Consider the following 19,526-nt stretch of genomic DNA (forward strand, 5'->3'; position numbering starts at 1 on the left):
CCTTCGGCCGCCACCCCGGGCGCCGAAAAGGGACGGGGGCACCCGATGCGGATGCCCCCGTGCCGGTTCAGATCAACGGAAGGGCGGTGCGTATTGCAGGCCGCCCTGCGTCCACAGCGCGTTCAGCCCGCGCGCCAGGTTGATCGTGGTGCCTTCGCCGATATTGGCGGCAAAGATCTCGCCATAGTTGCCGACAGCCGCGATCGCGTTCTTGAACGCCTCGTTCGGCAGTCCGATCTTGGCGCCCATGTCGCCCGACAGGCCCAGCAGACGCTTCACTTCCTCATCCGTGGTCGAAGCCGCAACCTCGTTCACATTGGCCTTGGTCACGCCCTTCTCTTCGGCGATCAGCAGCGCGAAATAGGTCCAGCGGACGATATCGCCCCAGTTGCTGTCGCCATGACGCACGACCGGGCCCAGCGGCTCCTTCGAGATGATCTCGGGAAGGATCACGTGGTTCTCGGCATCCGGCATCGTCGCACGCGACGCAGCCAGACCCGAGGCATCCGTGGTATAGGCGTCGCAGGCGCCGGCCAGATACTGGCGCTGCGCTTCCGAATCGTCGGCCACGGTGACCGGCTGATAGCTGATGTTGTTCTGCTTGAAGAAGTCGGCCAGGTTCAGTTCCGTCGTGGTCCCGGTCTGGATGCAGACCGTCGCCCCGTCCAGTTCCTTGGCCGAGGAAACGCCCAGATCCTTCTTCACCATGAAGCCCTGGCCGTCATAATAGTTCACCGCCACGAAATCGAGCGCCAGTTCCGTGTCGCGCGACAGCGTCCAGGTGGAGTTGCGGACCAGGAGGTCCACTTCGCCCGATTGCAGCGCGGTGAAACGGGTCTCGCCGGTGGTCGGCACGAACTTCACCTTGGTGGCATCGCCCAGCACCGCCGCAGCGACGGCGCGGCACAGGTCCACGTCAAAGCCCGTCCAGTTGCCGCTTGCATCCGGCGCACCAAAGCCCGTCAGGCCGGTGTTCGACCCGCAGATCAGCTCGCCGCGCGCCTTGACAGCTTCCAGCGTCGCCTGCGCCGCAGCCGCCCCGGCTACCATCGTGGTGGCCGCGACAACGCCGAGGAATACGGATTTTTTCATTCTTACCTCTTCCTGAGTATGCCGCCCTTTCGCGGGCGGCGGTTATTTGGTCCCCGATGACCCACCCTCGCGGCCATCAGGCCGACCTTGGGAAGGTGAGCCTCTCCCAGTAGACGCAGTTTCTTCCGAAGCGGTTTGAAAGGTCAAGCACTACCGCAGGAATATTGAAAAGCGCTTGCCGATCAATGCGTTGCATCCGTTTGACCACAGCCCCCGCGGCCAATGCCCGTTTTTCAGGCAGGATTGTCACCCACACAAGGAAAAGAATCGACTCGCCTGATCAAATGCGACTCGCCGCCCCGCCTCTGTCGCCGCCGCCTCCTCGTCCTCGCCCCATTGCTCCACCTGCCAGCTTTCGTCGATCCGCGACAGAAGCCAGGCCTCCTCCGCCGTCAGATGCCCCTCGATCACCGCCAAGGCCAGCAGCAGCGATCCCGAAATCGCCACAAGGTCGTGAAACGCCGCCAGTTGAAAGGGCGAAAGCCCCGCCACCCGCGCCGTCAGCGCCGCCACCGCCTCAGCGGGCTGCGCCACCGGGATCACCCCCTGCGTCACCACCAGCCGCGCGCCCAGCGCCTCCGCCGCCCAGTCCAGCACCGGATCCCATCCCGCCGCCTGCCGCGCGATCAGCGCCTCCGGCCCCAAGGCGCGATAGCACAAAAGATCCGACGCCCCATAGGCCGCCACGATCTCCACCACCTCGGCGCGCTGCGGCACGATCTTGTCGATGGCCGAATTCGCCGCCCGCGTCACCGGCATCGTCTCGGGCCGCACCTCGCCCACCTGCGCGTCCCATTCCGCGGCAATCGCCTGCGCCATCGCCCGCGTCGGCACCACCAGCGCCACCTTGGCCGGGGTCTTCACCGCCCGCCCGTCCAGCCGCACGGTGAACCCGCCTTCGCAATCCTCCGCCCGCGCTTCCTTCCAGAAGCGCTTCGCCTTCCATCCGCTCATTTGAACACCGTAAAGGGATCGGCCGGCACGTCATCCTCTTTCCAGTCCAGCGCCTTCCAGGTCCGCGCCATATGCTCGGGCAAAGGCGCGGTGAAGGTCATCATCTTCTTCGTCACCGGATGCTCCACCTCCAGCATCCTGGCATGCAGGTGCAGCTTGCGGGAAATATCCCCGCCCACCGCCGCGCCCCAGCCATCGCCCTGGTTGTCGGCATCGCTGCCGCCATATTTCCCGTCCCCGATGATCGGATGGCCCAGCTCCGCCATATGCGCGCGCAACTGATGCGTCCGCCCCGTCACCGGCTCCAGCGCCATCCAGCTCAACCGCGTTCCCAGGAACCACAGCACGAAGTAATCCGTATGCGCCCGCTTGGCATCCGGGAACTCGGCCATCTTCGCGGGATGGACGCACAGCATCTTCTCCCCCTCGCCACGCTTGCCATGGCCGGGGGCCTTCATCAGCCCGTATTTGATGGATCCCTTCTTCGGGTTCGGCACGCCCGCCACCACCGCCCAATAGATCTTGCGCGTGTTCCGATGCCGCAGCGCCTCCGAAAGCCCGCGCGCCACCCGGTCCGTCCGCGCCAGCATCAGAAGGCCGCTTGTGTCCTTGTCCAGCCGATGCACCAGCTTGGGCCGCTCCTTATAGCCGAACTTCAATGCCTCCGCCAAACCATCCACATGCCGGTCGCCCTGCCCGCTGCCCCCCTGGCTGGGCAGCCCCGCAGGCTTGTTCAGAACGATCATATGCTCGTCCATCCACAGCACGCAGTCCTGGATCATCTTCGCATCCGCCGCGCTCACCCCGTCCGGGCGCGGCCGCGACGGCGCATCGGCATCGGGCAGGGGCGGCACCCGGATCGTCTGGCCCGGCACCACCCGGTCGGATGCCTTCGCCCGCGCCCCATCCACCCGCACCTGCCCCGTGCGGCACATCTTCTCCACCGCGCCTTGCGTCACATGCGGAAAGCGCCGCTTGAACCAGCGGTCCAGCCGCTGCTCCCCCTCGTCTTCCGAAACCGTCAGGGTCTTCACGCCGCTCATGTCAGGCTCCGTGCCAGGAAAAGGCCCGCCCCGATCCCCGCCAGCGACAGCAGGACCGAGCCAAGCACATAGATCGCCGCCGCCCCGCCCTGCCCCCGCTCCCACAGGGTCAGCGCATCCAGCGAAAAGGCCGAAAAGGTGGTGAACCCGCCCAGCACCCCGGTCATCAGGAAGGGCGCCAGATGGTTCCCCCCCTTCCGCGCCAGAACGGTGACCAGCACGCCCATGGCGAAACTGCCCAGGACATTCACGATGACCGTGCCCACGGGAAAGCCCGGGCCGACCATCCGGCCCGCGCCGACATTCACCAGATAGCGCAGCGCCGCGCCGATGGCCCCGCCTGCGGCCACATGAAGAAGGGTCGTGATCATCCGGTCTGCATTGCCCCAAGGGGCCGGAATGTCAACCACGACCGCCCTGCCCCCCTTCCTCTCGACCGCCCCCGCCAGACCGCCCTCACCCGAACCCGCCCCTCCTCCCAAAACCCCGCGCCCTCCTTCACCTAGGCCCAGATACCCCCTTCTTCCTCGCCACCCCACTCTGCCCGAACCCCACGCCCCCTCCTTCACCTTGGCCCAAATACCCAATTCCGCCGCTGCCCCCCGCGATCCCGCCTCCCACACCGCACCATTCCCTCTCCCCCCCGGGGGGGGGAGAGGGTCAGGGAGAGGGGGGACGCCTCACCACCAGCGCACCATTAACCCTGATCGCGCGCCCCTATCTCTCGGAATTTGTATGCACGCCCGTCTGCACCAACCGTCTGCACCGGCTGTTGCACGGCCCTTTCCGCCCAAACCCTTGCCCGGAAAGCAGAAGTTACCGCTCGCCCTGCCGTTTCGCCCGCAGCTTCGCGAAATACTCCACCCGCTTCTTCAACTCGCGCTCGAAACCCCGCTCGGGCGGCGCATAGAAGACCGGGCGCTTCATCCCTTCCGGGAAATAGTCCTGCCCCGAAAACCCGTCCTCGGCCTCATGGTCATAGGCATAGCCCGCCCCATAGCCGATCTCCTTCATCATCTTCGTCGGCGCGTTCAGGATATGCCGTGGCGGCATCAGGCTGCCGGTCTCCCGCGCCGCAGCCCGCGCCGCCTTGTAGGCCACGTAGACCCCGTTCGATTTCGGCGCAAGTGCCAGATAAACCACGGCATTTGCCAGGGCAAGCTCGCCCTCGGGCGACCCCAGCCGCTCATAGGTCTGCCAGCTGTCGATGCAGATCCCCTGCGCCTGCGGATCGGCCAGGCCGATATCCTCCACCGCCATCCTGACCAGCCGCCGCGCCAGGAACCGGGGATCCTCTCCCCCTTCCAGCATCCGCGCAAACCAGTACAGCGCCCCGTCCGGATCCGACCCCCGGATGGATTTGTGCAGGGCCGAGATCAGGTTGTAATGCTCCTCCCCCGACTTGTCGTATTTCGCCGCCCGCCGCATCAACCGTTGCGAAAGCTGCGCGCGGTCCAATGGCCGCTCCACCTTCCAGGCCGCCGCCTGCTCGATCAGGTTGAGCAAAGCCCGCCCATCCCCATCCGCCATCTCCAGCATGGCCTCCCGCGCCTCGCCGGTCAGCGGCAGCCCACGCCCCAGTTCCTTTTCCGCCCGCTGCGCCAGATGCTCCAGATCCGTCAAGGAAAGTCTTTCCAAAACAATGACTTGCGCGCGCGACAGCAGCGCCGCATTCAACTCGAAACTGGGATTCTCGGTCGTGGCACCCACCAGAAGGATCGTTCCATCCTCCATATGGGGCAGAAATCCATCCTGCTGCGCCTTGTTGAACCGGTGGATCTCATCGACGAAAAGCAGCGTCCCCTGCCCGTTCTGCCGCCTTATCTTCGCCTGCTCGAAGACTTTCTTCAGGTCCGGCACCCCGGTGAAGATCGCCGAAATCTGCACGAAGGCCAGATCCGTCTCATCCGCCAGAAGCCGCGCAATGGTGGTCTTTCCCACACCCGGCGGCCCCCAAAGGATCAACGAACTCAAGGACTTCGCCGCCAGCATCGCGCCCAAGGGCCCCTCGGGCGACAGCACATGCCCCTGCCCGATCACCTCCGACAGCCGCTTGGGGCGCAGCCGGTCGGCCAATGGGCGCGGGCCATCGGCGGCAGGGCGGGGGGCAGAGTCGAACAGATCAGCCATGGATCAGAGCCTATCCCCGCGCGCCGCCCCGCGAAAGATCAGAAGCGGAAGCGCAGGCGCATCGCCTGCCCGCCGCGGATCAGATCGATCTCCCAGACCCGCGCCGCCATCCCGGCCAGCGCCTCCACATCCGCCGGGCTGGCCACCGCCGCGCCATTGATCGCCAGGATCACATCTCCCGGCCGGAACCCCGCCCGCGCCGCCAGATCCTCGGCCTGCAGCACGGCCACGCCCTCGGCCTGCATCGGCAGGTTCAACTCTTCCATCACAGCGGGATTGATGCGCACCACCGTCAATCCCCGCAGCGCCACATCCGCCACCACCACCCTCTGGTCCCGCGGCGGTTCATCCGGCGCCGGGGCCAGCACCATCCGCGCCCGCTGCTCCTGCCCGTCCCTCAGCCAGACAAGCTCCGCCTCGGCCCCCACGCCCAGCGCCGAAAGCCGGAACATCACCTCCTGCGGCGTGTTCGTCGGCGCCCCGCCCAGCGACAGGATCACATCCCCGGCCCGCAATCCCGCCGCGGCAAAGGGGCTTTGGGGATGCAGGTCCGACACCAGCACCCCATCCGGCCGGGCCAGACCCAGCCCCTCGGCCAGCCCCGCATCCATGGCCTGCCCCGTCACCCCCGCCCAGGGCCGGGCAAAGCGGCTGGCCCCGGCCTCGGCCTGGGCCACGATGCTGCGCACCAGGTTCGCGGGAATCGCAAAGCCGATCCCGTTCGATCCCCCGCCCCGCGTCAGGATCGCCGTATTGATCCCCACCAGCCGCCCCTGCACATCGACCAGCGCCCCGCCCGAATTGCCCGGATTGATCGCCGCATCCGTCTGGATGAAATAGCCCCGCCCGTCTCCCACCTGCAAAGCCGACCGCGCCAAGCCCGACACGATGCCGGAAGAAACCGTCTGCCCCACGCCAAAGGGGTTGCCGATGGCCAGCACCAGATCGCCCACCTCCAGCTCGTCCGAGTTTCGCAGCGTCAGGAAAGGCAACGCCTCTGCATCCCGCAGCCGCAACACGGCCAGATCGCTTTCCTGATCCGCCAGGATCACATCCGCCGCATATTCGCGACGATCGTTCAGCACGACGCGGATCTCGCTGGCCTGCCCGACCACGTGATAGTTCGACACCACGATCCCCGCCGCCCCGACGATCACCCCCGACCCAAGCGAATTCTGCAACCGCGGCTGGGCCGGACCCAGCGCCTCGAAGAACTGGTTGAAGAAGGGATCATCGGCAAAGGGAGACCGCCGCTCCCGCACGATCCGGGTGGCATAGATGTTCACCACCGCAGGCGCGGCCGCCTTCACCACCGGCGCGAAGGAAAGGCTGATATCGGCCGACGAGGCCGGCACGGTCTGCGCCGAAAGCGGCATCGCCGCAAACAAGGCAAGGAAAAGGATGGCAGTTCGTTTCATGCGGCCCCCCTGCAGATTGCGCCCCCGATATCGGGGATCGGGGGCGCAACTGCAAGCCGGGCGTCAATGCAGCGATGTGGCGAAGTCCATCGCAACAACCTGATGCCGCCCCTCGGTCTCGATCACGGGGCCCATGGCCTTCATCTTTACCCCGACACGATCGCTCCAGCGCGGCCATGTCGCGGCCAGCAGCGTCAGGCAATAGGCCGCGCCAAGGTTCCGGGCGGCCGCCCCCAGTTCCAGGATCAGCCGCGCATGCACCGCCCGGCGCTGCGCGGCGGGCACGTCATGCGATACGAACAGCCGCGAACTTTCCCAGACGGTCTCGGACACCGGGGCCTCGTCGAACAGAAGATCCGAAGGGATCGTATCCAGCAAGCCGCGCTGCGCATCGCGGATCATGTAGCTGTAGATCCCGCAGCGCGTGGTCGTGGGCGTCAGCCGGTTCCCGGCCAGGACGCGCCCGAATTCGTCATGCACCACAACCCATCTGCTGGCGGGCGTGTCATACTGATCGTATTCCATACCCAGCGCCTCGGGCAGGTTCCATTTGTTGTGAACGATGAAAAGCTCTCGCCGGGCGCGAAGCATGTTGGCGAACAACTCGCCATGGTTGTGCAGGTTGGCAAAAGAAAGCGTCGTGGTCTGCATGGCAGCCTCCGTTATGGATGAATGGTCGGCTGTGCCTTGCAGGAGACAGGATCAGATCAGGCGGTAGTCTTTCGCCCGTTGTATGGCTTCGGCCGTCGTTCTCGCCATCAACCTGATGCGCGCCGAGGTGATCCTCGCCTTCAGCGCGCTTTCGGAAATACCGAGCTTTTCGGCCGCGGCGGCGTGACGGTCACCCCCCGCAATGCACCTGAGTGCCTCAACCTGCGCCTTGGTCAATTCCTCGGGCGGTTCGGTCATGTCGTGCATCCTCAGCACGATTTCCTGCAGGGATGCAATCTCGCCATCCAGGAACTCGCGGTCCGGACGTGCGAATGAGGCGATTGTGCGCGAATGGATCGGCCCGTGCGATACGGTGCAGCCATGTTTCAGGCCGAAAGAGGCCGCTTCCGTGAAAAGGCCGAAAGGATCGGGAAGGTCCGGATCGCTCCAGCGGATCGTGCCGTTCCGGGAAAAACCCCAGGCCACCATCGGATCCCGCAGGACATAGCCCTTCTCGGTGTAGTGGTTCAACCAGGTCTGGTCATATGTCTGGAAGGTAAAGAGGGGTGCGGTGAACCGGATATGCAGGCCAACGAAATATCCTGCAGGCGCCAAAAGCGACAAACGGTGCAACTCGAGATCAAGGCCAATCTTTACAGACATGTCGTTTTGTACTGGTGATTCCTGCCGACTTTAGCCCCCACCTTCCTGCGTTGAAAGAAGACTCTTGTCGGGACACCCCACCCCGGCCTTCATGATCGGACCGGCAGAAAGCAAAAGGCCCGCCATGCGGCGGGCCTTCCGGTCTCCGGGCCTGTTGCGGCCGAACTCAATCCTCGGCGGCTTCCTCGGCCTCGACGCGGGCGCGGTCAGCGGCGCCCTTGGCGCTGGTGTCGCGATCCACGAATTCGATGATCGCCATCGGGGCCATGTCGCCATAGCGGAAGCCGGCCTTCAGGATGCGCACATAGCCACCCTGGCGCGACTGGTAGCGCGGGCCCAGAACGGCGAACAGCCGCTCGGTATGGATGTCCTGCTTCAGCTGTGCATGGGCCTGGCGGCGGGCATGCAGGTCGCCGCGCTTGGCCAGCGTGATCAGCTTCTCGATGATCGGGCGCAGTTCCTTGGCCTTGGGCAGGGTCGTCTTGATCTGTTCATGTTCGATCAGCGAACCGGCCATGTTGGCGAACAGCGCCTTGCGATGTTCGTGGGTCCGGTTCAGGCGGCGGTATCCGCGGGCGTGACGCATGGGTATCTCCTATCGCGTTTTGCTTTGTGTTGCGGCCCGTGCGTGCGAACCGCGTCGTTGGGGCGGAATTGCCCAAGATTTCCCCGGAAGTCCGGGCATTTGGTAGGGCGGGGTTAACCCCGCCCTACATCAAAACTGGTCTTCGAACCGCTTGGCCAGATCCTCGATGTTCTCCGGCGGCCAGTCCTCGACTTCCATCCCAAGATGCAGGCCCATGCCCGAAAGCACTTCCTTGATCTCGTTCAGCGACTTGCGGCCAAAGTTCGGGGTGCGCAGCATCTCGGCTTCGGTCTTCTGGATCAGGTCGCCGATATAGACGATGTTGTCGTTCTTCAGGCAGTTGGCCGAACGCACCGAAAGCTCCAGCTCGTCCACCTTCTTCAGAAGCAGCGGGTTGAACTCCAGCCCCGCATCCACTTCGCCCAGCTTGGCCGATTCCGGCTCGTCGAAGTTGACGAAGATCGAAAGCTGGTCCTGCAGGATGCGCGCGGCATAGGCCACCGCGTCATCCGGGCTCAGGCTGCCGTCGGTTTCCACCTTCATCGTCAGCTTGTCATAATCCAGCACCTGGCCCTCGCGGGTGGGCTGCACTTCGTAGCTGACTTTCTTCACCGGCGAATAGATCGCGTCGATCGGGATCAGGCCGATGGGCGCATCCTCGGGACGGTTCTTGTCGGCCGAGACATAGCCCTTGCCGGTATTCACGGTCAGTTCCATGAACACATCCGCGCCGTCATCCAGATGGCAGATCACGTGGTCCTTGTTCAGAACCTCGATCCCGTTGCTCTCGGAAATGTCGCCCGCCGTCACCACGCCCGGCCCCTTGGCCGAGATCGACAGCCGCTTCGGCCCCTCGACTTCCATCTTCAGGCTGACGCCCTTCAGGTTCAGCACGATGTCGGTGACGTCTTCACGCACGCCCGCCACGCTGGAAAACTCGTGCAGCACGTTGTCGATCTGCACAGAGGTGATGGCAGCGCCCTGCAGCGACGACATCAGCACCCGGCGCAGCGCATTGCCCAGCGTCAGGCCAAAGCCCCGCTCCAGCGGCTCGGCGATCACCGTGGCCACGCGCGACGGATCGGCACCGGGACGCACGACCAGCTGCGTCGGCTTGATGAGTTCCTGCCAGTTCTTGTGGATCATGCTTTCGCCTCCATTCTTGCCCGCTGCCCATGTCCAGATAGCAGCGGACGCCCGAGGATCAGAAATAGCTGAAGCGGGCCGCACCATCCGGCACGGCCCGCCCATATCGAAATCGCTTAGACGCGGCGGCGCTTCGGCGGACGGCAGCCGTTATGCGCCAGCGGGGTGACATCACGGATCGAGGTGATGTTGAAACCCACGGCGGCCAGCGCGCGCAGCGCCGACTCGCGGCCCGAACCCGGGCCCTGCACTTCGACTTCCAGCGTCTTCACGCCATGTTCCTGCGCCTTGCGGCCCGCATCTTCGGCGGCCATCTGCGCGGCATAGGGCGTGGATTTCCGCGACCCCTTGAAGCCCATCGTGCCAGCCGACGACCACGAGATCGCGTTGCCCTGCACGTCGGAAATAAGGATCTTGGTGTTGTTGAACGAAGAATTCACATGCGCCACGCCAGCGGCGATGTTCTTGCGTTCCTTGCGCTTGGTGCGCGCGGCGGCTTTGGTATCACGTGCCATATCTGAACGCTCCCCTTACTTCTTCTTGCCGGCGATCGGCTTCGCCGGGCCCTTGCGGGTGCGGGCGTTGGTGTGGGTGCGCTGGCCGCGAACCGGCAGGTTCTTGCGGTGACGCAGGCCGCGATAGCAGCCGAGGTCCATCAGACGCTTGATGTTCATCGACACTTCACGGCGCAGGTCGCCCTCGACGGTGAAGTTGGCGTCGATGAATTCGCGGATCGCCAGCACTTCGGCATCCGACAGCTGGTTCACGCGACGGGCGCGGTCGATGTTCAGCGAATTGCAGATGATTTCCGCATTATGCGGACCGATGCCGGTGATGTAGGTCAGGGCGATCGGCACCCGCTTCTGGGTGGGGATGTTGACGCCAGCAATACGTGCCACGCGTATGTTCCTTTTCGTTGCGGTTCCGTGATGCCAGAACCTTTTTTCACAACTCCGGCGATGCGACAGCGTCGCGCCACCGATTCAGTCAGACCAGCCAAGCATCAATAATGGCCGGACGATTCCCTTGCGGGACGCCGTGCTTTATGGGCTTTTCCCCCGCCCGTCAAGGCCGGGGAACGGCATTTTCAGGCTTTGTCAAGCACCGCGGCAATCGCCCCGGAAACCGCGTCCATTTCCGCCAACCCGTCCACCGAAGAAAGCTGATGCCTGGCATAGTAATAGCCGATCAGTGGCGAGGTCTTCTTGTAGTATTCCATCAGACGCTGCCGCAGCGCATCCTCGTTGTCATCGGCGCGGCGCACCATCTGCGTCGATCCGCAGGCATCGCAGACACCCGCCACCTTCGTCGGGCGGGTCTGGTCGTGATAGACCTCGCCGCATTGGCCGCAGGTGAACCGCCCGGTGATCCGTGCCACCAGCGCCGCGTCGTCGACCTGCATCTCGATCACCGCGTCCAGCGTCTGCCCCGTCCGCGCCAGCAGATCCCCCAGCGCATCCGCCTGCTTCAGCGTCCGGGGAAAGCCGTCAAAGATGAAGCCGCCACCGGCCTGCCCGGTGATCTTCTCCTCGATCAGGCCGATCACGATCTCATCCGTGACCAGTTCCCCCCGCGCCATCACATCGGCCACCTTGCGGCCCATCTCCGTGCCGCTGGTCTTCGCCTCGCGCAGCATGTCGCCGGTCGAAAGCTGGACCATGCCGCGCTCCTCGACCAGACGCTTGGCCTGCGTTCCCTTTCCCGCGCCGGGCGGGCCCAGAAGGATGATGTTGGCCATATCCGCCCTCAGCGCCGCGCCGGGGCCTTGGAGCCCGTCCGCTTCTTGCCGCGCAGGTTGGACTTCTCGATCAGACCTTCATACTGATGCGCCAGAAGATGCGACTGGACCTGGTTGATCGTATCCATCGTCACCGACACCACGATCAGAACCGATGTCCCGCCGAAATAGAACGGAATGCCCACCTCCGCGATCAGGATCTCGGGCAGCAGACAGACCGCCGCCAGATAGGCAGACCCAAGAACCAGCACGCGGTTGACGACATATTCCAGATATTCCTCGGTCTTCTTGCCGGGGCGGATGCCGGGAATGAATCCGTTCTGGTTCTTCAGGTTCTCGGCCACATCCTCCACCTTGAAGGACACGTTGGCCGTGTAGAAATAGGCAAAGAACACGATCATCGCCGCCATCGCCAGCAGGTGCAGCGGCTGGCCATAGCCCATATAGGCCATGATCGTGGACAGGACCGGATTGGTATCCTGCCCCGAGAAGGTGCCGATGGTCGTCGGCAGCAGCAGCAGGGACGAGGCAAAGATCGCCGGGATGACGCCCGCGGGGTTCACCTTCACCGGCAGATGCGACGACCCGCCGTCATAGATCTTCATCCCCACCTGACGGCGCGGATACTGGATGTGGATCTTGCGCAGCGCGCGTTCCATGAACACCACGAAGGCGATGACCGCCACCACCATCACGATGATCCCAAGGATCAGCGGCGTCGACAGCGCGCCCGAACGGCCCTGTTCGAAGAACTGCACCAATGCGGCCGGAATTTCCGCCACGATCCCCACGAAGATGATCAGCGAAATGCCGTTGCCGATGCCGCGTGCGGTGATCTGCTCACCCAGCCACATCAGGAACATGGTGCCGCCCACCAGCGTGATCACGCAGGCCAGCTTGAAGAACAGCCCCGGATCATGGGCCAGGCCACCGGCCTCGATGGAAACCGCGATACCCCAGGCCTGAAAGATCGCCAGCGCCACCGTGCCGTAACGGGTATACTGGTTCAGCTTCTTGCGCCCCTGCTCGCCTTCCTTCTTCAGCTGCTCCAGCTGCGGCACCATGGCCGCCAGAAGCTGCACGATGATCGAGGCGCTGATATAGGGCATGATCCCCAGGGCAAAGATGCCCATCCGGCTGATCGCGCCGCCCGTGAACAGGTTCAGCATCCCGCCGATCCCCTGGCTCGCCTGCGACATGAATTCGCGCAGCGCGGTGCCGTCGATCCCCGGAACAGGAATATAGGTTCCCAGCCGGTAGACCATCAGCAAGCCGAGGGTGAAGAAGATGCGTTGGCGAAGGTCGGTCGCCTTGCCAAGGGCGGACCAACTCAGGTTCGCCGCCATTTGCTCCGCAGCAGATGCCATGCCCAGACTCTTTTCATGGAGGCGCCGCCGAACCGTTTTCCGGTCGGCGGCGCGGGAAAACTTGCCCTGATGTAAGCGGTCCTGCGACCGCTCACAACCGTTATTCGGCAGCCGCTGCCGCAGATGCCTTGACGGTGATCGACCCGCCGGCCTTTTCGACCGCTTCAATGGCCGAAGCCGAGGCGCCGGTCACCACCAGCTTGACCTTCGACTTGATCTCGCCCTTGGCCAGAACGCGGATGCCGTCCCGCTTGTTCGAGGTGACACCGGCCGCAACCAGCGCATCCTCGGTGATTTCCGACTTGGCATCCAGCTTGCCCAGACCGATGAACTTCTCGATCAGGCCCAGGTTCACCACCGCGAATTCCAGACGGTTCGGCTTGTTGAAGCCGCGCTTGGGCAGGCGGCGATACAGCGGCATCTGGCCGCCTTCATAGCCACCGATGGCCACGCCCGAACGGGACTTCTGACCCTTGATCCCGCGACCGGCGGTCTTGCCCTTGCCCGAACCCGGGCCGCGCGCCACACGCTTCTGCTTGCGGGCCGCGCCGTCATTGTCACGCAGTTCATTCAGTTTCATGTCGCATACTCCTTGGCCGGAATGCCCATCCTGCGACGGATGAAGGGCAACGCGGCATTTCTTGCTTGTTGCGGGTCAGGCATCGCTGCCCCCCTATTAAATGGCAAGGGCGCGCGGGTTTCCCCACGCGCCCCGGTTCCGTAGGGCGGGGTTCACCCCGCCACGCGATCAGCCACGCTCTTCGATGATCTGCACGAGGTGCGAGATCTTGCGGACCATGCCGCGCACGGCCGGGGTATCTTCCAGCTCGCGCGTGCGGTGCATCTTGTTCAGGCCAAGGCCCTTCAGGGTCGCGGTCTGAATCGCGGGGCGGCGGGCGGCGGATGCCACCTGCTTCACGACGATGGTTTTCTTCGCGGTCATCTATCAGCCCTCCACGACTTCGGCGTCAGGCTTCTTCAGGATCTCCGCCACCTTCTTGCCGCGACGATTCGCGACCTGCCGGGGCGAGGTTTCCTGCTTCAACCCGTCGATGGTTGCGCGGATCATGTTGTAGGGGTTCTGCGACCCGATGGACTTCGCCACCACGTCCTGGATCCCCAGCATCTCGAACACGGCGCGCATCGGACCACCGGCGATGATCCCGGTACCGGCAACGGCCGTCCGCATCACCACCTTGCCCGCGCCATGCCGGCCTTCCATGTCGTGATGCAGCGTGCGCGCATCCTTCAGCGGCACCCGGATCAGCGAACGCTTCGCCTGTTCGGTCGCCTTGCGGATCGCTTCCGGCACTTCCTTGGCCTTGCCCTTGCCAAAGCCGACACGACCGCGCTGGTCGCCGACCACGACGAGTGCCGCAAAGCCAAAGCGCTTGCCGCCCTTCACGGTTTTCGAGACGCGGTTGATCGCGACCAGACGGTCGGCGAATTCCGGGGTTTCTTCCGGGCGGTTGTCACGACGGTCGTCGCGGCGCTCCCGGCGGTTCTCACGTTCTGCCATATGGCATTCCTTCATGTTGGCGCGGCAAAGCGCCGTTATGGGCCAATCCTCGTGCGCCGCCATGCGGGGCCGGGATCATCGGGGCGGCGCGAACGCCGCCCGCATGCATCAGAACTTCAGGCCACCTTCACGGGCGGCATCGGCAAGCGCCTTGATCTTCCCGTGGAAAATGAAACCGCCGCGGTCGAAATAGCATTCTTCCACGCCGGCCTTCTTGGCCCGCTCGGCAATCGCAGCGCCGATCTTGGCCGCAGCCTCGACGTTGTTCTTGCCAACGACGCCCAGATCCTTCTCGAGCGACGAGGCAGAGGCCACGGTGACCCCTTTCGCGTCGTCGATCAGCTGGACGCTGATGTTCTTGGACGAGCGGTGGACAGACAGGCGCAGGCGCCCGTTGGCCATCGACTTGATCTTGTTCCGAACGCGCAGGCGGCGCTTGAGGAACAGCTCTCTCTTTGTGTTCGCCATGGTTGCGCCCCTTACTTCTTCTTGCCTTCCTTGCGGAAGATGTACTCATCCTTGTAGCGGATGCCCTTGCCCTTGTAGGGCTCGGGGCGCTTCCACTCACGGATGTTCGCCGCAACCTGTCCGACAAGCTGCTGGTCGATACCTTCCACAACGATTTCGGTCTGCTTCGGAGAGGACACGGTCACCCCCTTCGGCACTTCGAAGTTCACCTCATGCGAATAGCCGAGCGACAGCTTCAGCACATTCCCGGCCATCGCGGCGCGGTAACCCACGCCCTGGATTTCCAGGTCCTTCTTGAAGCCTTCGGTCACGCCGACCACAAGGTTCGACACCATGGAGCGGGTCATCCCCCACTGCTGGCGCGCGCGCTTCGACAGGCCACGCGGGGTCACCTTGACGGTGGTTCCCTCGAGGGTGATCGTCACGTCGTCGCCAGCGGTGAAGCTGCGGGTGCCTTTCGGCCCTTTCACTTCGATGGTCTGGCCGCTGATCGAGGCCGACACGCCCTTGGGCAGTTCGACCGGTTTTTTGCCAATACGAGACATCCCATTCTCCTCAGAACACGGTGCAGAGGACTTCGCCGCCAACATTGGCAGAGCGGGCCGCTGCGTCCGACATCACGCCCTTGGGCGTGGAGACGATGGAAACACCCAGACCGTTGCGCACCGACGGGATGTCCTTGACACCCATGTAGACGCGACGGCCCGGCTTGGACACGCGCTTGAGTTCGCGGATCACCGGGGTGCCTTCGAAGTACTTCAGCGAGATCACCAGTTCGCCCTGGCCATTCTCGGTCGTGTTCTTCTCATAGCCACGGATATAGCCTTCCGCCGCCAGCACATCCAGCACCCAGGCGCGCAGCTTCGAGGCCGGCGTCGAGACGGTGGATTTGCCGCGCATCTGCGCGTTGCGGATGCGGGTCAGCATATCGCCGAGAGGATCGTTCATCGACATCTGTCTTCCTCCCTTACCAGCTCGACTTCACCATGCCGGGGATCTGGCCGAAGGAGGCCAGTTCGCGCAGCATGATCCGCGAGAGTTTGAGCTTGCGGTAGTAGGCATGGGGACGGCCCGTCAGCTCGCAGCGGTTGTGCAGGCGGGTGGCGGACGAGTTGCGGGGCAGTTCGGCCAGTTTCAGAGTCGCCTTGAAGCGCTCTTCCATCGGCTTGGACTGGTCGTTGATCACCGCTTTCAGCGCAGCGCGCTTGGAAGCATGCTGCTTCACAAGCTTCTGCCGCTTCACTTCGCGGTTCACCATGGATTTCTTTGCCATATCTCAGGTTCCTCGCGCTTACGACGTGAAGGGCATGTTGAAATGCTTCAACAGCGCCTTGGCTTCTGCGTCGGTCTTGGCGTTCGTGCAGATGATGATGTCCATCCCCAGAACTTCGTCGACCTTGTCGAAGTTGATCTCGGGGAACACGATGTGTTCCTTCAGGCCCATGGCATAGTTGCCACGGCCGTCAAAGGACGTGCCCTTCACGCCGCGGAAGTCGCGGACGCGCGGCAGGGCCACCGTGATCAGACGATCGAGGAATTCGTACATCCGGTCGCCGCGCAGCGTGACCTTGCAGCCCAGCGGCATCTCTTCCCGAACGCGGAAGCCGGCGATCGACTTCTTCGCATGGGTGATCACGGCCTTCTGGCCGGCGATCAGCGACAGTTCCTCGGCGGCCTGCTTCACCTTCTTGGTGTCCTTGACCGCTTCGCCGACGCCCATGTTCAGCACGATCTTGTCGAGCCGGGGGATCTGCATGTCGTTCTTGTAGCCGAACTCTTCCTTCATCGCGGCACGGATGCGCGCGACATAGTCAGCCTTGGCCCGCGGGGTATAGGTGGCTTGGTCAAGCATCAGATCGCCTCCCCGGTGGACTTGGCGTAACGCACCTTCTTGTCACCTTCCATGCGGAAGCCGACGCGGGTGGGCTTGCCGTTCTTGTCGACGATGGCAAGGTTCGACAGGTCGATCGGCAGGGCCTTGGCCAGACGGCCACCCTGCGACGCTGCCGATTGCTTGGTGTGGCGGATCGCGACATTCACGCCATCGACCACGGCCTTGTTGTCCTTGGGCATGACGGCGGAAATCTCGCCCTTCTTGCCCTTGTCCTTACCGGTCAGAACGATGACGGTATCGCCCTTCTTAAGCTTCGCAGCCATCAGAGCACCTCCGGCGCCAGCGAGATGATCTTCATGAAGTTCTTCGCACGCAGCTCGCGCACGACCGGCCCGAAGATACGGGTGCCGACCGGTTCGCCCTGGTTGTTCAGGATGACGGCGGCGTTGCGGTCGAAACGGATGGACGTGCCGTCTTCACGGCGGACTTCCTTGGCGGTGCGAACGACGACGGCCTTGCGGACATCCCCCTTCTTCACGCGGCCCTTCGGAATCGCTTCCTTCACCGACACCACGATGATGTCGCCGACGGACGCATAGCGGCGGTGCGAACCGCCCAGAACCTTGATGCACTGAACCCGGCGCGCGCCGGAGTTGTCAGCAACATCCAGATTGGTCTGCATCTGGATCATTGGTTTACTCCCGACCTTTGGGAACGGTCATGATCTGCAACCGTCCCAGGGTTTCGTTCGGACTGAACGGAAGTCGTGGCTTACGCCTCGACGACCACCGTCCAGCGTTTCGTCTTCGAAATCGGCGCGCACTCTTCGATACGAACAGAGTCGCCGACCTTGAACTTGTTATGCTCGTCGTGGGCCCGGTACTTCTTGGACTTGCGGACGGTCTTCTGCAGCAGCGGGTGCTTGAAGCGGCGCTCGACGAGGACGGTGATCGTCTGCTCGTTCTTGTCCGAGGTCACAACACCTTGCAGGATGCGTTTGGGCATTTCGTGATCCTCTTACTTCGCAGCTTCGGCGGCTTTTTGGGTCAGCACCGTCTTGATCCGCGCCACATCCTTGCGGATGGCGTTGAAGCGGGCGGTGTTCTCAAGCTGGCCGGTGGCCTGCTGGAAGCGCAGGTTGAACGCTTCCTTCTTCAGCGCGACAAGCTGATCACGCAGCTGGTCGGGCGTCTTCGTCTTGAATTCGCTGGCGGTCATGCGCCGTCTTCCTTTTCTCAATCACCAGAGGGCCCCTGCGGTCTGCTCAGGGTTACCTTGAACCTGGTGGATCAATGATGAACCAACGATTCCGAGTCGCCCCGGAACCGTGGATGCGTCCCATTACAGAAGGGCGCGCATGAGGGCAAGCCCTAGTTTCCTTGGCCACCAACCCAGGAAAGCCGGCCTAGGCCGCATTCTGGCATGTCTTCATTGACTCACAGGTTCCGACGCATAGGATGCACGGAAAGGTTGTTTTTCGTTGGTGCCACCATGGGTTTCCTTCTGTTGATGATGCTTGGTGTCGGTGTTGCAGCAAATCTCCTGATGTCTTCCGAAGACGATGATGGCGCCACTGCGGAAGACAATTCACCGTCCGATGAACCCGAGGATCGCAACATCAATCTGGCGTCCGGGGTGCAAAACCCATCGGGCGGGGCCGGGAATGACAAATTCACCGGAATCGTCGAAGGAACAGTCCGGGGCGCGGCCGGGAATGACACGTTCAGTTTCGAAGATGGGTATGCCGCCAAGATCTACGGCGGTGCGGGCGAAGACAGCTTCGTCGGAGGCATGGGTGACAGCTTCGCCCTTCACGGCGACGCGGGCAACGACAGCTTCAGCTTCGATACCGATGTATTCGACGGGGCCGCCGCCTATGGCGGGACTGGCGACGACCGCTTTGACCTCCATTTCGACGACAGTGACAACCAGCGCGGCGCGATCCTTTCCGGGGGCGATGGCGCGGACACATACGACCTGACAGTCGCTCCGGGAATGGCGGCCAAGGCCGGGCCCGGCAAACTGGTGACCATCACCGATTTCGATCCAGCCGAAGACGGACTGGACATCGACTTCAACCAACTCGACCGCGCAGAGTTGGTAGAGAACCGGGAGGGCAACTATTCCGACCTGAACCTGCATTACACCGCCACCGACGACACGGGCGCAGCAGTGGATCGCTACATGCGCATCCGCCTGCAAGGGGTCACGGGCTCGACGCTGGAAGACCTTGGCATAGCCCTCCCCGACACCGATGGGAATACGGGGCGACTCTATGAAATAGCGTCCGGCGGCCTCAGCCGTGTGGACGGCGGCACCGGGGATGACACGATCAGAGGCATCGCCGATGGCAGCTTCTTTGGCGGCAGCGGCAATGATGCCTTCGAAATCGAAACGGGCGCCGACTCCACGCTCGACGGTGGCAGCGGCGATGACGTGATGACCATCGGCGAAGGCGTGAACTTCACCATCAGGGGCGGTGCTGGCGATGACGCGCTCTACATCGACGCCACGCGCAACACACAGGAAGCTTCGATCATTGATGGAGGCGACGGTGATGACCGGATCAACGTCGACATCACCCTGACCGATCCCTCCGGCCAACGCATCGACACAGTGTCGGGCGGCGCTGGGTTCGATACCTTCACCCTCAACCTGACGGGCGTCACCTATGGCCGCGATTATGCGTCGGACCAGATGCTCGCCATCAAGGATCTGACCAGTTCGGAAGACGACCTCGTCATCAACATCCCCGCCCAGGATGCGCCCTTCTACAAGGGCGCAACGCTTGTGCCGAACGCGCAGGGTGGGTCCACCAACCTCGTTCTCACCTTCGAGAATGTTGATTTGCGCTGAGAGCTGACCCGGTTGGGCTGAAGATTTCCATTGAGATTTGACCCATGTGACCCTTCCCCGA

The 19,526-nt window shown here is 63.6% G+C and carries 27 protein-coding genes; 1 reads left to right on the top strand and 26 read right to left on the bottom strand.

The features are described 5' to 3' along the window. Positions 1-72 precede the first annotated feature (72 nt). From G5V65_RS07630 to rpmC, 26 genes are all read right to left on the bottom strand, one after another. Positions 73-1,092, bottom strand: coding sequence for an amino acid ABC transporter substrate-binding protein (locus G5V65_RS07630; RefSeq protein ID WP_165048577.1), 1,020 nt, complete (start codon positions 1,090-1,092; stop codon positions 73-75). 246 nt (positions 1,093-1,338) lie between these two features. Beyond that, complete coding sequence (locus tag G5V65_RS07635; protein WP_165048579.1) at positions 1,339-2,046, bottom strand: ATP12 family chaperone protein; 708 nt, start codon at positions 2,044-2,046, stop codon at positions 1,339-1,341. Further along, complete coding sequence (locus G5V65_RS07640; protein ID WP_165048581.1) at positions 2,043-3,089, bottom strand: RluA family pseudouridine synthase; 1,047 nt, start codon at positions 3,087-3,089, stop codon at positions 2,043-2,045. The genes G5V65_RS07635 and G5V65_RS07640 overlap by 4 nt, the downstream gene beginning before the upstream one ends. Beyond that, positions 3,086-3,460 (bottom strand): fluoride efflux transporter CrcB, encoded by a 375-nt coding sequence (gene crcB, locus G5V65_RS07645; RefSeq protein WP_165048583.1) that lies wholly within the window; start codon positions 3,458-3,460, stop codon positions 3,086-3,088. Before crcB ends, G5V65_RS07640 begins: the two co-directional genes overlap by 4 nt. Before the next feature lie 445 nt (positions 3,461-3,905). Then, a complete protein-coding gene (locus tag G5V65_RS07650) occupies positions 3,906-5,219 on the bottom strand; it encodes a replication-associated recombination protein A (RefSeq protein ID WP_165048585.1) in 1,314 nt (437 codons plus the stop codon). Positions 5,220-5,257: 38 nt separating this feature from the next. After that, on the bottom strand, positions 5,258-6,637 hold the full coding sequence (locus tag G5V65_RS07655; RefSeq protein ID WP_165048587.1) for a Do family serine endopeptidase: 1,380 nt from the start codon (positions 6,635-6,637) through the stop codon (positions 5,258-5,260). A gap of 63 nt (positions 6,638-6,700) precedes the next feature. Beyond that, positions 6,701-7,288 carry an acyl-homoserine-lactone synthase gene (locus G5V65_RS07660; protein WP_165048589.1) on the bottom strand — a complete coding sequence of 196 codons (588 nt, stop codon included), beginning with the start codon at positions 7,286-7,288 and terminating at the stop codon, positions 6,701-6,703. A 51-nt stretch (positions 7,289-7,339) separates the two neighbouring features. Further along, positions 7,340-7,951, bottom strand: coding sequence for an autoinducer binding domain-containing protein (locus tag G5V65_RS07665; protein ID WP_165048591.1), 612 nt, complete (start codon positions 7,949-7,951; stop codon positions 7,340-7,342). Positions 7,952-8,117: 166 nt separating this feature from the next. After that, positions 8,118-8,537, bottom strand: a complete 420-nt coding sequence (gene rplQ, locus G5V65_RS07670) for a 50S ribosomal protein L17 (RefSeq protein WP_165048593.1) — start codon at positions 8,535-8,537, stop codon at positions 8,118-8,120. A 129-nt stretch (positions 8,538-8,666) separates the two neighbouring features. Continuing rightward, on the bottom strand, positions 8,667-9,683 hold the full coding sequence (locus tag G5V65_RS07675; protein ID WP_165048595.1) for a DNA-directed RNA polymerase subunit alpha: 1,017 nt from the start codon (positions 9,681-9,683) through the stop codon (positions 8,667-8,669). Positions 9,684-9,799: 116 nt separating this feature from the next. Further along, positions 9,800-10,198 carry a 30S ribosomal protein S11 gene (rpsK, locus tag G5V65_RS07680; protein ID WP_023664559.1) on the bottom strand — a complete coding sequence of 133 codons (399 nt, stop codon included), beginning with the start codon at positions 10,196-10,198 and terminating at the stop codon, positions 9,800-9,802. Between the two features lie 15 nt (positions 10,199-10,213). Further along, complete coding sequence (gene rpsM, locus G5V65_RS07685) at positions 10,214-10,582, bottom strand: 30S ribosomal protein S13 (RefSeq protein WP_023664558.1); 369 nt, start codon at positions 10,580-10,582, stop codon at positions 10,214-10,216. A gap of 188 nt (positions 10,583-10,770) precedes the next feature. Continuing rightward, positions 10,771-11,421, bottom strand: a complete 651-nt coding sequence (locus tag G5V65_RS07690) for an adenylate kinase (RefSeq protein WP_165048597.1) — start codon at positions 11,419-11,421, stop codon at positions 10,771-10,773. A gap of 8 nt (positions 11,422-11,429) precedes the next feature. Continuing rightward, the gene (gene secY / locus G5V65_RS07695) at positions 11,430-12,788 is read right to left on the bottom strand and encodes a preprotein translocase subunit SecY (protein WP_165048599.1); all 1,359 of its coding nucleotides are present in this window, start codon (positions 12,786-12,788) and stop codon (positions 11,430-11,432) included. A 100-nt stretch (positions 12,789-12,888) separates the two neighbouring features. Next, entirely contained in the window at positions 12,889-13,368 is a 480-nt protein-coding gene (gene rplO / locus G5V65_RS07700; RefSeq protein WP_165048600.1) for a 50S ribosomal protein L15, read from the bottom strand. Between the two features lie 168 nt (positions 13,369-13,536). After that, positions 13,537-13,731 carry a 50S ribosomal protein L30 gene (gene rpmD, locus G5V65_RS07705; RefSeq protein ID WP_165048601.1) on the bottom strand — a complete coding sequence of 65 codons (195 nt, stop codon included), beginning with the start codon at positions 13,729-13,731 and terminating at the stop codon, positions 13,537-13,539. Between the two features lie 3 nt (positions 13,732-13,734). After that, the gene (gene rpsE, locus G5V65_RS07710) at positions 13,735-14,307 is read right to left on the bottom strand and encodes a 30S ribosomal protein S5 (protein ID WP_165048602.1); all 573 of its coding nucleotides are present in this window, start codon (positions 14,305-14,307) and stop codon (positions 13,735-13,737) included. 108 nt (positions 14,308-14,415) lie between these two features. Then, positions 14,416-14,775: a 50S ribosomal protein L18 gene (gene rplR / locus G5V65_RS07715; protein ID WP_165048603.1), complete on the bottom strand. Its 360-nt coding sequence runs from the start codon at positions 14,773-14,775 to the stop codon at positions 14,416-14,418. Positions 14,776-14,786: 11 nt separating this feature from the next. Next, positions 14,787-15,320, bottom strand: coding sequence for a 50S ribosomal protein L6 (rplF, locus tag G5V65_RS07720; protein ID WP_165048604.1), 534 nt, complete (start codon positions 15,318-15,320; stop codon positions 14,787-14,789). A 10-nt stretch (positions 15,321-15,330) separates the two neighbouring features. Then, the gene (gene rpsH, locus G5V65_RS07725; protein ID WP_206526704.1) at positions 15,331-15,729 is read right to left on the bottom strand and encodes a 30S ribosomal protein S8; all 399 of its coding nucleotides are present in this window, start codon (positions 15,727-15,729) and stop codon (positions 15,331-15,333) included. A gap of 13 nt (positions 15,730-15,742) precedes the next feature. After that, positions 15,743-16,048, bottom strand: coding sequence for a 30S ribosomal protein S14 (gene rpsN / locus G5V65_RS07730; protein WP_165048606.1), 306 nt, complete (start codon positions 16,046-16,048; stop codon positions 15,743-15,745). Positions 16,049-16,066: 18 nt separating this feature from the next. Then, the gene (rplE, locus tag G5V65_RS07735) at positions 16,067-16,627 is read right to left on the bottom strand and encodes a 50S ribosomal protein L5 (protein ID WP_165048607.1); all 561 of its coding nucleotides are present in this window, start codon (positions 16,625-16,627) and stop codon (positions 16,067-16,069) included. Beyond that, positions 16,627-16,932 (bottom strand): 50S ribosomal protein L24, encoded by a 306-nt coding sequence (gene rplX, locus G5V65_RS07740; RefSeq protein WP_165048608.1) that lies wholly within the window; start codon positions 16,930-16,932, stop codon positions 16,627-16,629. The genes rplE and rplX overlap by 1 nt, the downstream gene beginning before the upstream one ends. Beyond that, positions 16,932-17,300, bottom strand: a complete 369-nt coding sequence (gene rplN / locus G5V65_RS07745; RefSeq protein ID WP_023666245.1) for a 50S ribosomal protein L14 — start codon at positions 17,298-17,300, stop codon at positions 16,932-16,934. The genes rplX and rplN overlap by 1 nt, the downstream gene beginning before the upstream one ends. Positions 17,301-17,380: 80 nt before the next feature. After that, on the bottom strand, positions 17,381-17,614 hold the full coding sequence (rpsQ, locus tag G5V65_RS07750; protein ID WP_165048609.1) for a 30S ribosomal protein S17: 234 nt from the start codon (positions 17,612-17,614) through the stop codon (positions 17,381-17,383). A gap of 12 nt (positions 17,615-17,626) precedes the next feature. Continuing rightward, positions 17,627-17,827 (bottom strand): 50S ribosomal protein L29, encoded by a 201-nt coding sequence (gene rpmC, locus G5V65_RS07755; RefSeq protein WP_165048611.1) that lies wholly within the window; start codon positions 17,825-17,827, stop codon positions 17,627-17,629. Between the two features lie 204 nt (positions 17,828-18,031). On the opposite strand from rpmC, the gene G5V65_RS07760 reads away from it, so the two are divergent. After that, positions 18,032-19,465, top strand: coding sequence for a calcium-binding protein (locus G5V65_RS07760; protein ID WP_165048612.1), 1,434 nt, complete (start codon positions 18,032-18,034; stop codon positions 19,463-19,465). Positions 19,466-19,526: the final 61 nt, after the last annotated feature.

Origin of the sequence: Paragemmobacter kunshanensis, assembly GCF_011059185.1 — a bacterium.
In the GTDB taxonomy this organism is placed as follows: domain Bacteria; phylum Pseudomonadota; class Alphaproteobacteria; order Rhodobacterales; family Rhodobacteraceae; genus Paragemmobacter; species Paragemmobacter kunshanensis.

Bases quoted from the DNA above. Each gene is read 5' to 3' on its own strand.
- G5V65_RS07630 (WP_165048577.1), bottom strand. From the start codon at position 1,092: ATGAAAAAATCCGTATTCCTCGGCGTTGTCGCGGCCACCACGATGGTA.
- secY (WP_165048599.1), bottom strand. From the start codon at position 12,788: ATGGCATCTGCTGCGGAGCAAATGGCGGCGAACCTGAGTTGGTCCGCC.
- rpsH (WP_206526704.1), bottom strand. From the start codon at position 15,729: ATGTCGATGAACGATCCTCTCGGCGATATGCTGACCCGCATCCGCAAC.
- rplF (WP_165048604.1), bottom strand. From the start codon at position 15,320: ATGTCTCGTATTGGCAAAAAACCGGTCGAACTGCCCAAGGGCGTGTCG.
- G5V65_RS07660 (WP_165048589.1), bottom strand. From the start codon at position 7,288: ATGCAGACCACGACGCTTTCTTTTGCCAACCTGCACAACCATGGCGAG.
- rplN (WP_023666245.1), bottom strand. From the start codon at position 17,300: ATGATCCAGATGCAGACCAATCTGGATGTTGCTGACAACTCCGGCGCG.
- G5V65_RS07640 (WP_165048581.1), bottom strand. From the start codon at position 3,089: ATGAGCGGCGTGAAGACCCTGACGGTTTCGGAAGACGAGGGGGAGCAG.
- crcB (WP_165048583.1), bottom strand. From the start codon at position 3,460: ATGATCACGACCCTTCTTCATGTGGCCGCAGGCGGGGCCATCGGCGCG.
- rpsN (WP_165048606.1), bottom strand. From the start codon at position 16,048: ATGGCAAAGAAATCCATGGTGAACCGCGAAGTGAAGCGGCAGAAGCTT.
- rplQ (WP_165048593.1), bottom strand. From the start codon at position 8,537: ATGCGTCACGCCCGCGGATACCGCCGCCTGAACCGGACCCACGAACAT.
- G5V65_RS07650 (WP_165048585.1), bottom strand. From the start codon at position 5,219: ATGGCTGATCTGTTCGACTCTGCCCCCCGCCCTGCCGCCGATGGCCCG.
- rpmC (WP_165048611.1), bottom strand. From the start codon at position 17,827: ATGACCGCCAGCGAATTCAAGACGAAGACGCCCGACCAGCTGCGTGAT.
- G5V65_RS07675 (WP_165048595.1), bottom strand. From the start codon at position 9,683: ATGATCCACAAGAACTGGCAGGAACTCATCAAGCCGACGCAGCTGGTC.
- rplE (WP_165048607.1), bottom strand. From the start codon at position 16,627: ATGCTTGACCAAGCCACCTATACCCCGCGGGCCAAGGCTGACTATGTC.
- G5V65_RS07665 (WP_165048591.1), bottom strand. From the start codon at position 7,951: ATGTCTGTAAAGATTGGCCTTGATCTCGAGTTGCACCGTTTGTCGCTT.
- G5V65_RS07655 (WP_165048587.1), bottom strand. From the start codon at position 6,637: ATGAAACGAACTGCCATCCTTTTCCTTGCCTTGTTTGCGGCGATGCCG.
- G5V65_RS07760 (WP_165048612.1), top strand. From the start codon at position 18,032: ATGTCTTCATTGACTCACAGGTTCCGACGCATAGGATGCACGGAAAGG.
- rplX (WP_165048608.1), bottom strand. From the start codon at position 16,932: ATGGCTGCGAAGCTTAAGAAGGGCGATACCGTCATCGTTCTGACCGGT.
- rplO (WP_165048600.1), bottom strand. From the start codon at position 13,368: ATGAAACTGAATGAACTGCGTGACAATGACGGCGCGGCCCGCAAGCAG.
- rpsQ (WP_165048609.1), bottom strand. From the start codon at position 17,614: ATGCCCAAACGCATCCTGCAAGGTGTTGTGACCTCGGACAAGAACGAG.
- rplR (WP_165048603.1), bottom strand. From the start codon at position 14,775: ATGGCGAACACAAAGAGAGAGCTGTTCCTCAAGCGCCGCCTGCGCGTT.
- rpsK (WP_023664559.1), bottom strand. From the start codon at position 10,198: ATGGCACGTGATACCAAAGCCGCCGCGCGCACCAAGCGCAAGGAACGC.
- rpsE (WP_165048602.1), bottom strand. From the start codon at position 14,307: ATGGCAGAACGTGAGAACCGCCGGGAGCGCCGCGACGACCGTCGTGAC.
- G5V65_RS07690 (WP_165048597.1), bottom strand. From the start codon at position 11,421: ATGGCCAACATCATCCTTCTGGGCCCGCCCGGCGCGGGAAAGGGAACG.
- G5V65_RS07635 (WP_165048579.1), bottom strand. From the start codon at position 2,046: ATGAGCGGATGGAAGGCGAAGCGCTTCTGGAAGGAAGCGCGGGCGGAG.
- rpmD (WP_165048601.1), bottom strand. From the start codon at position 13,731: ATGACCGCGAAGAAAACCATCGTCGTGAAGCAGGTGGCATCCGCCGCC.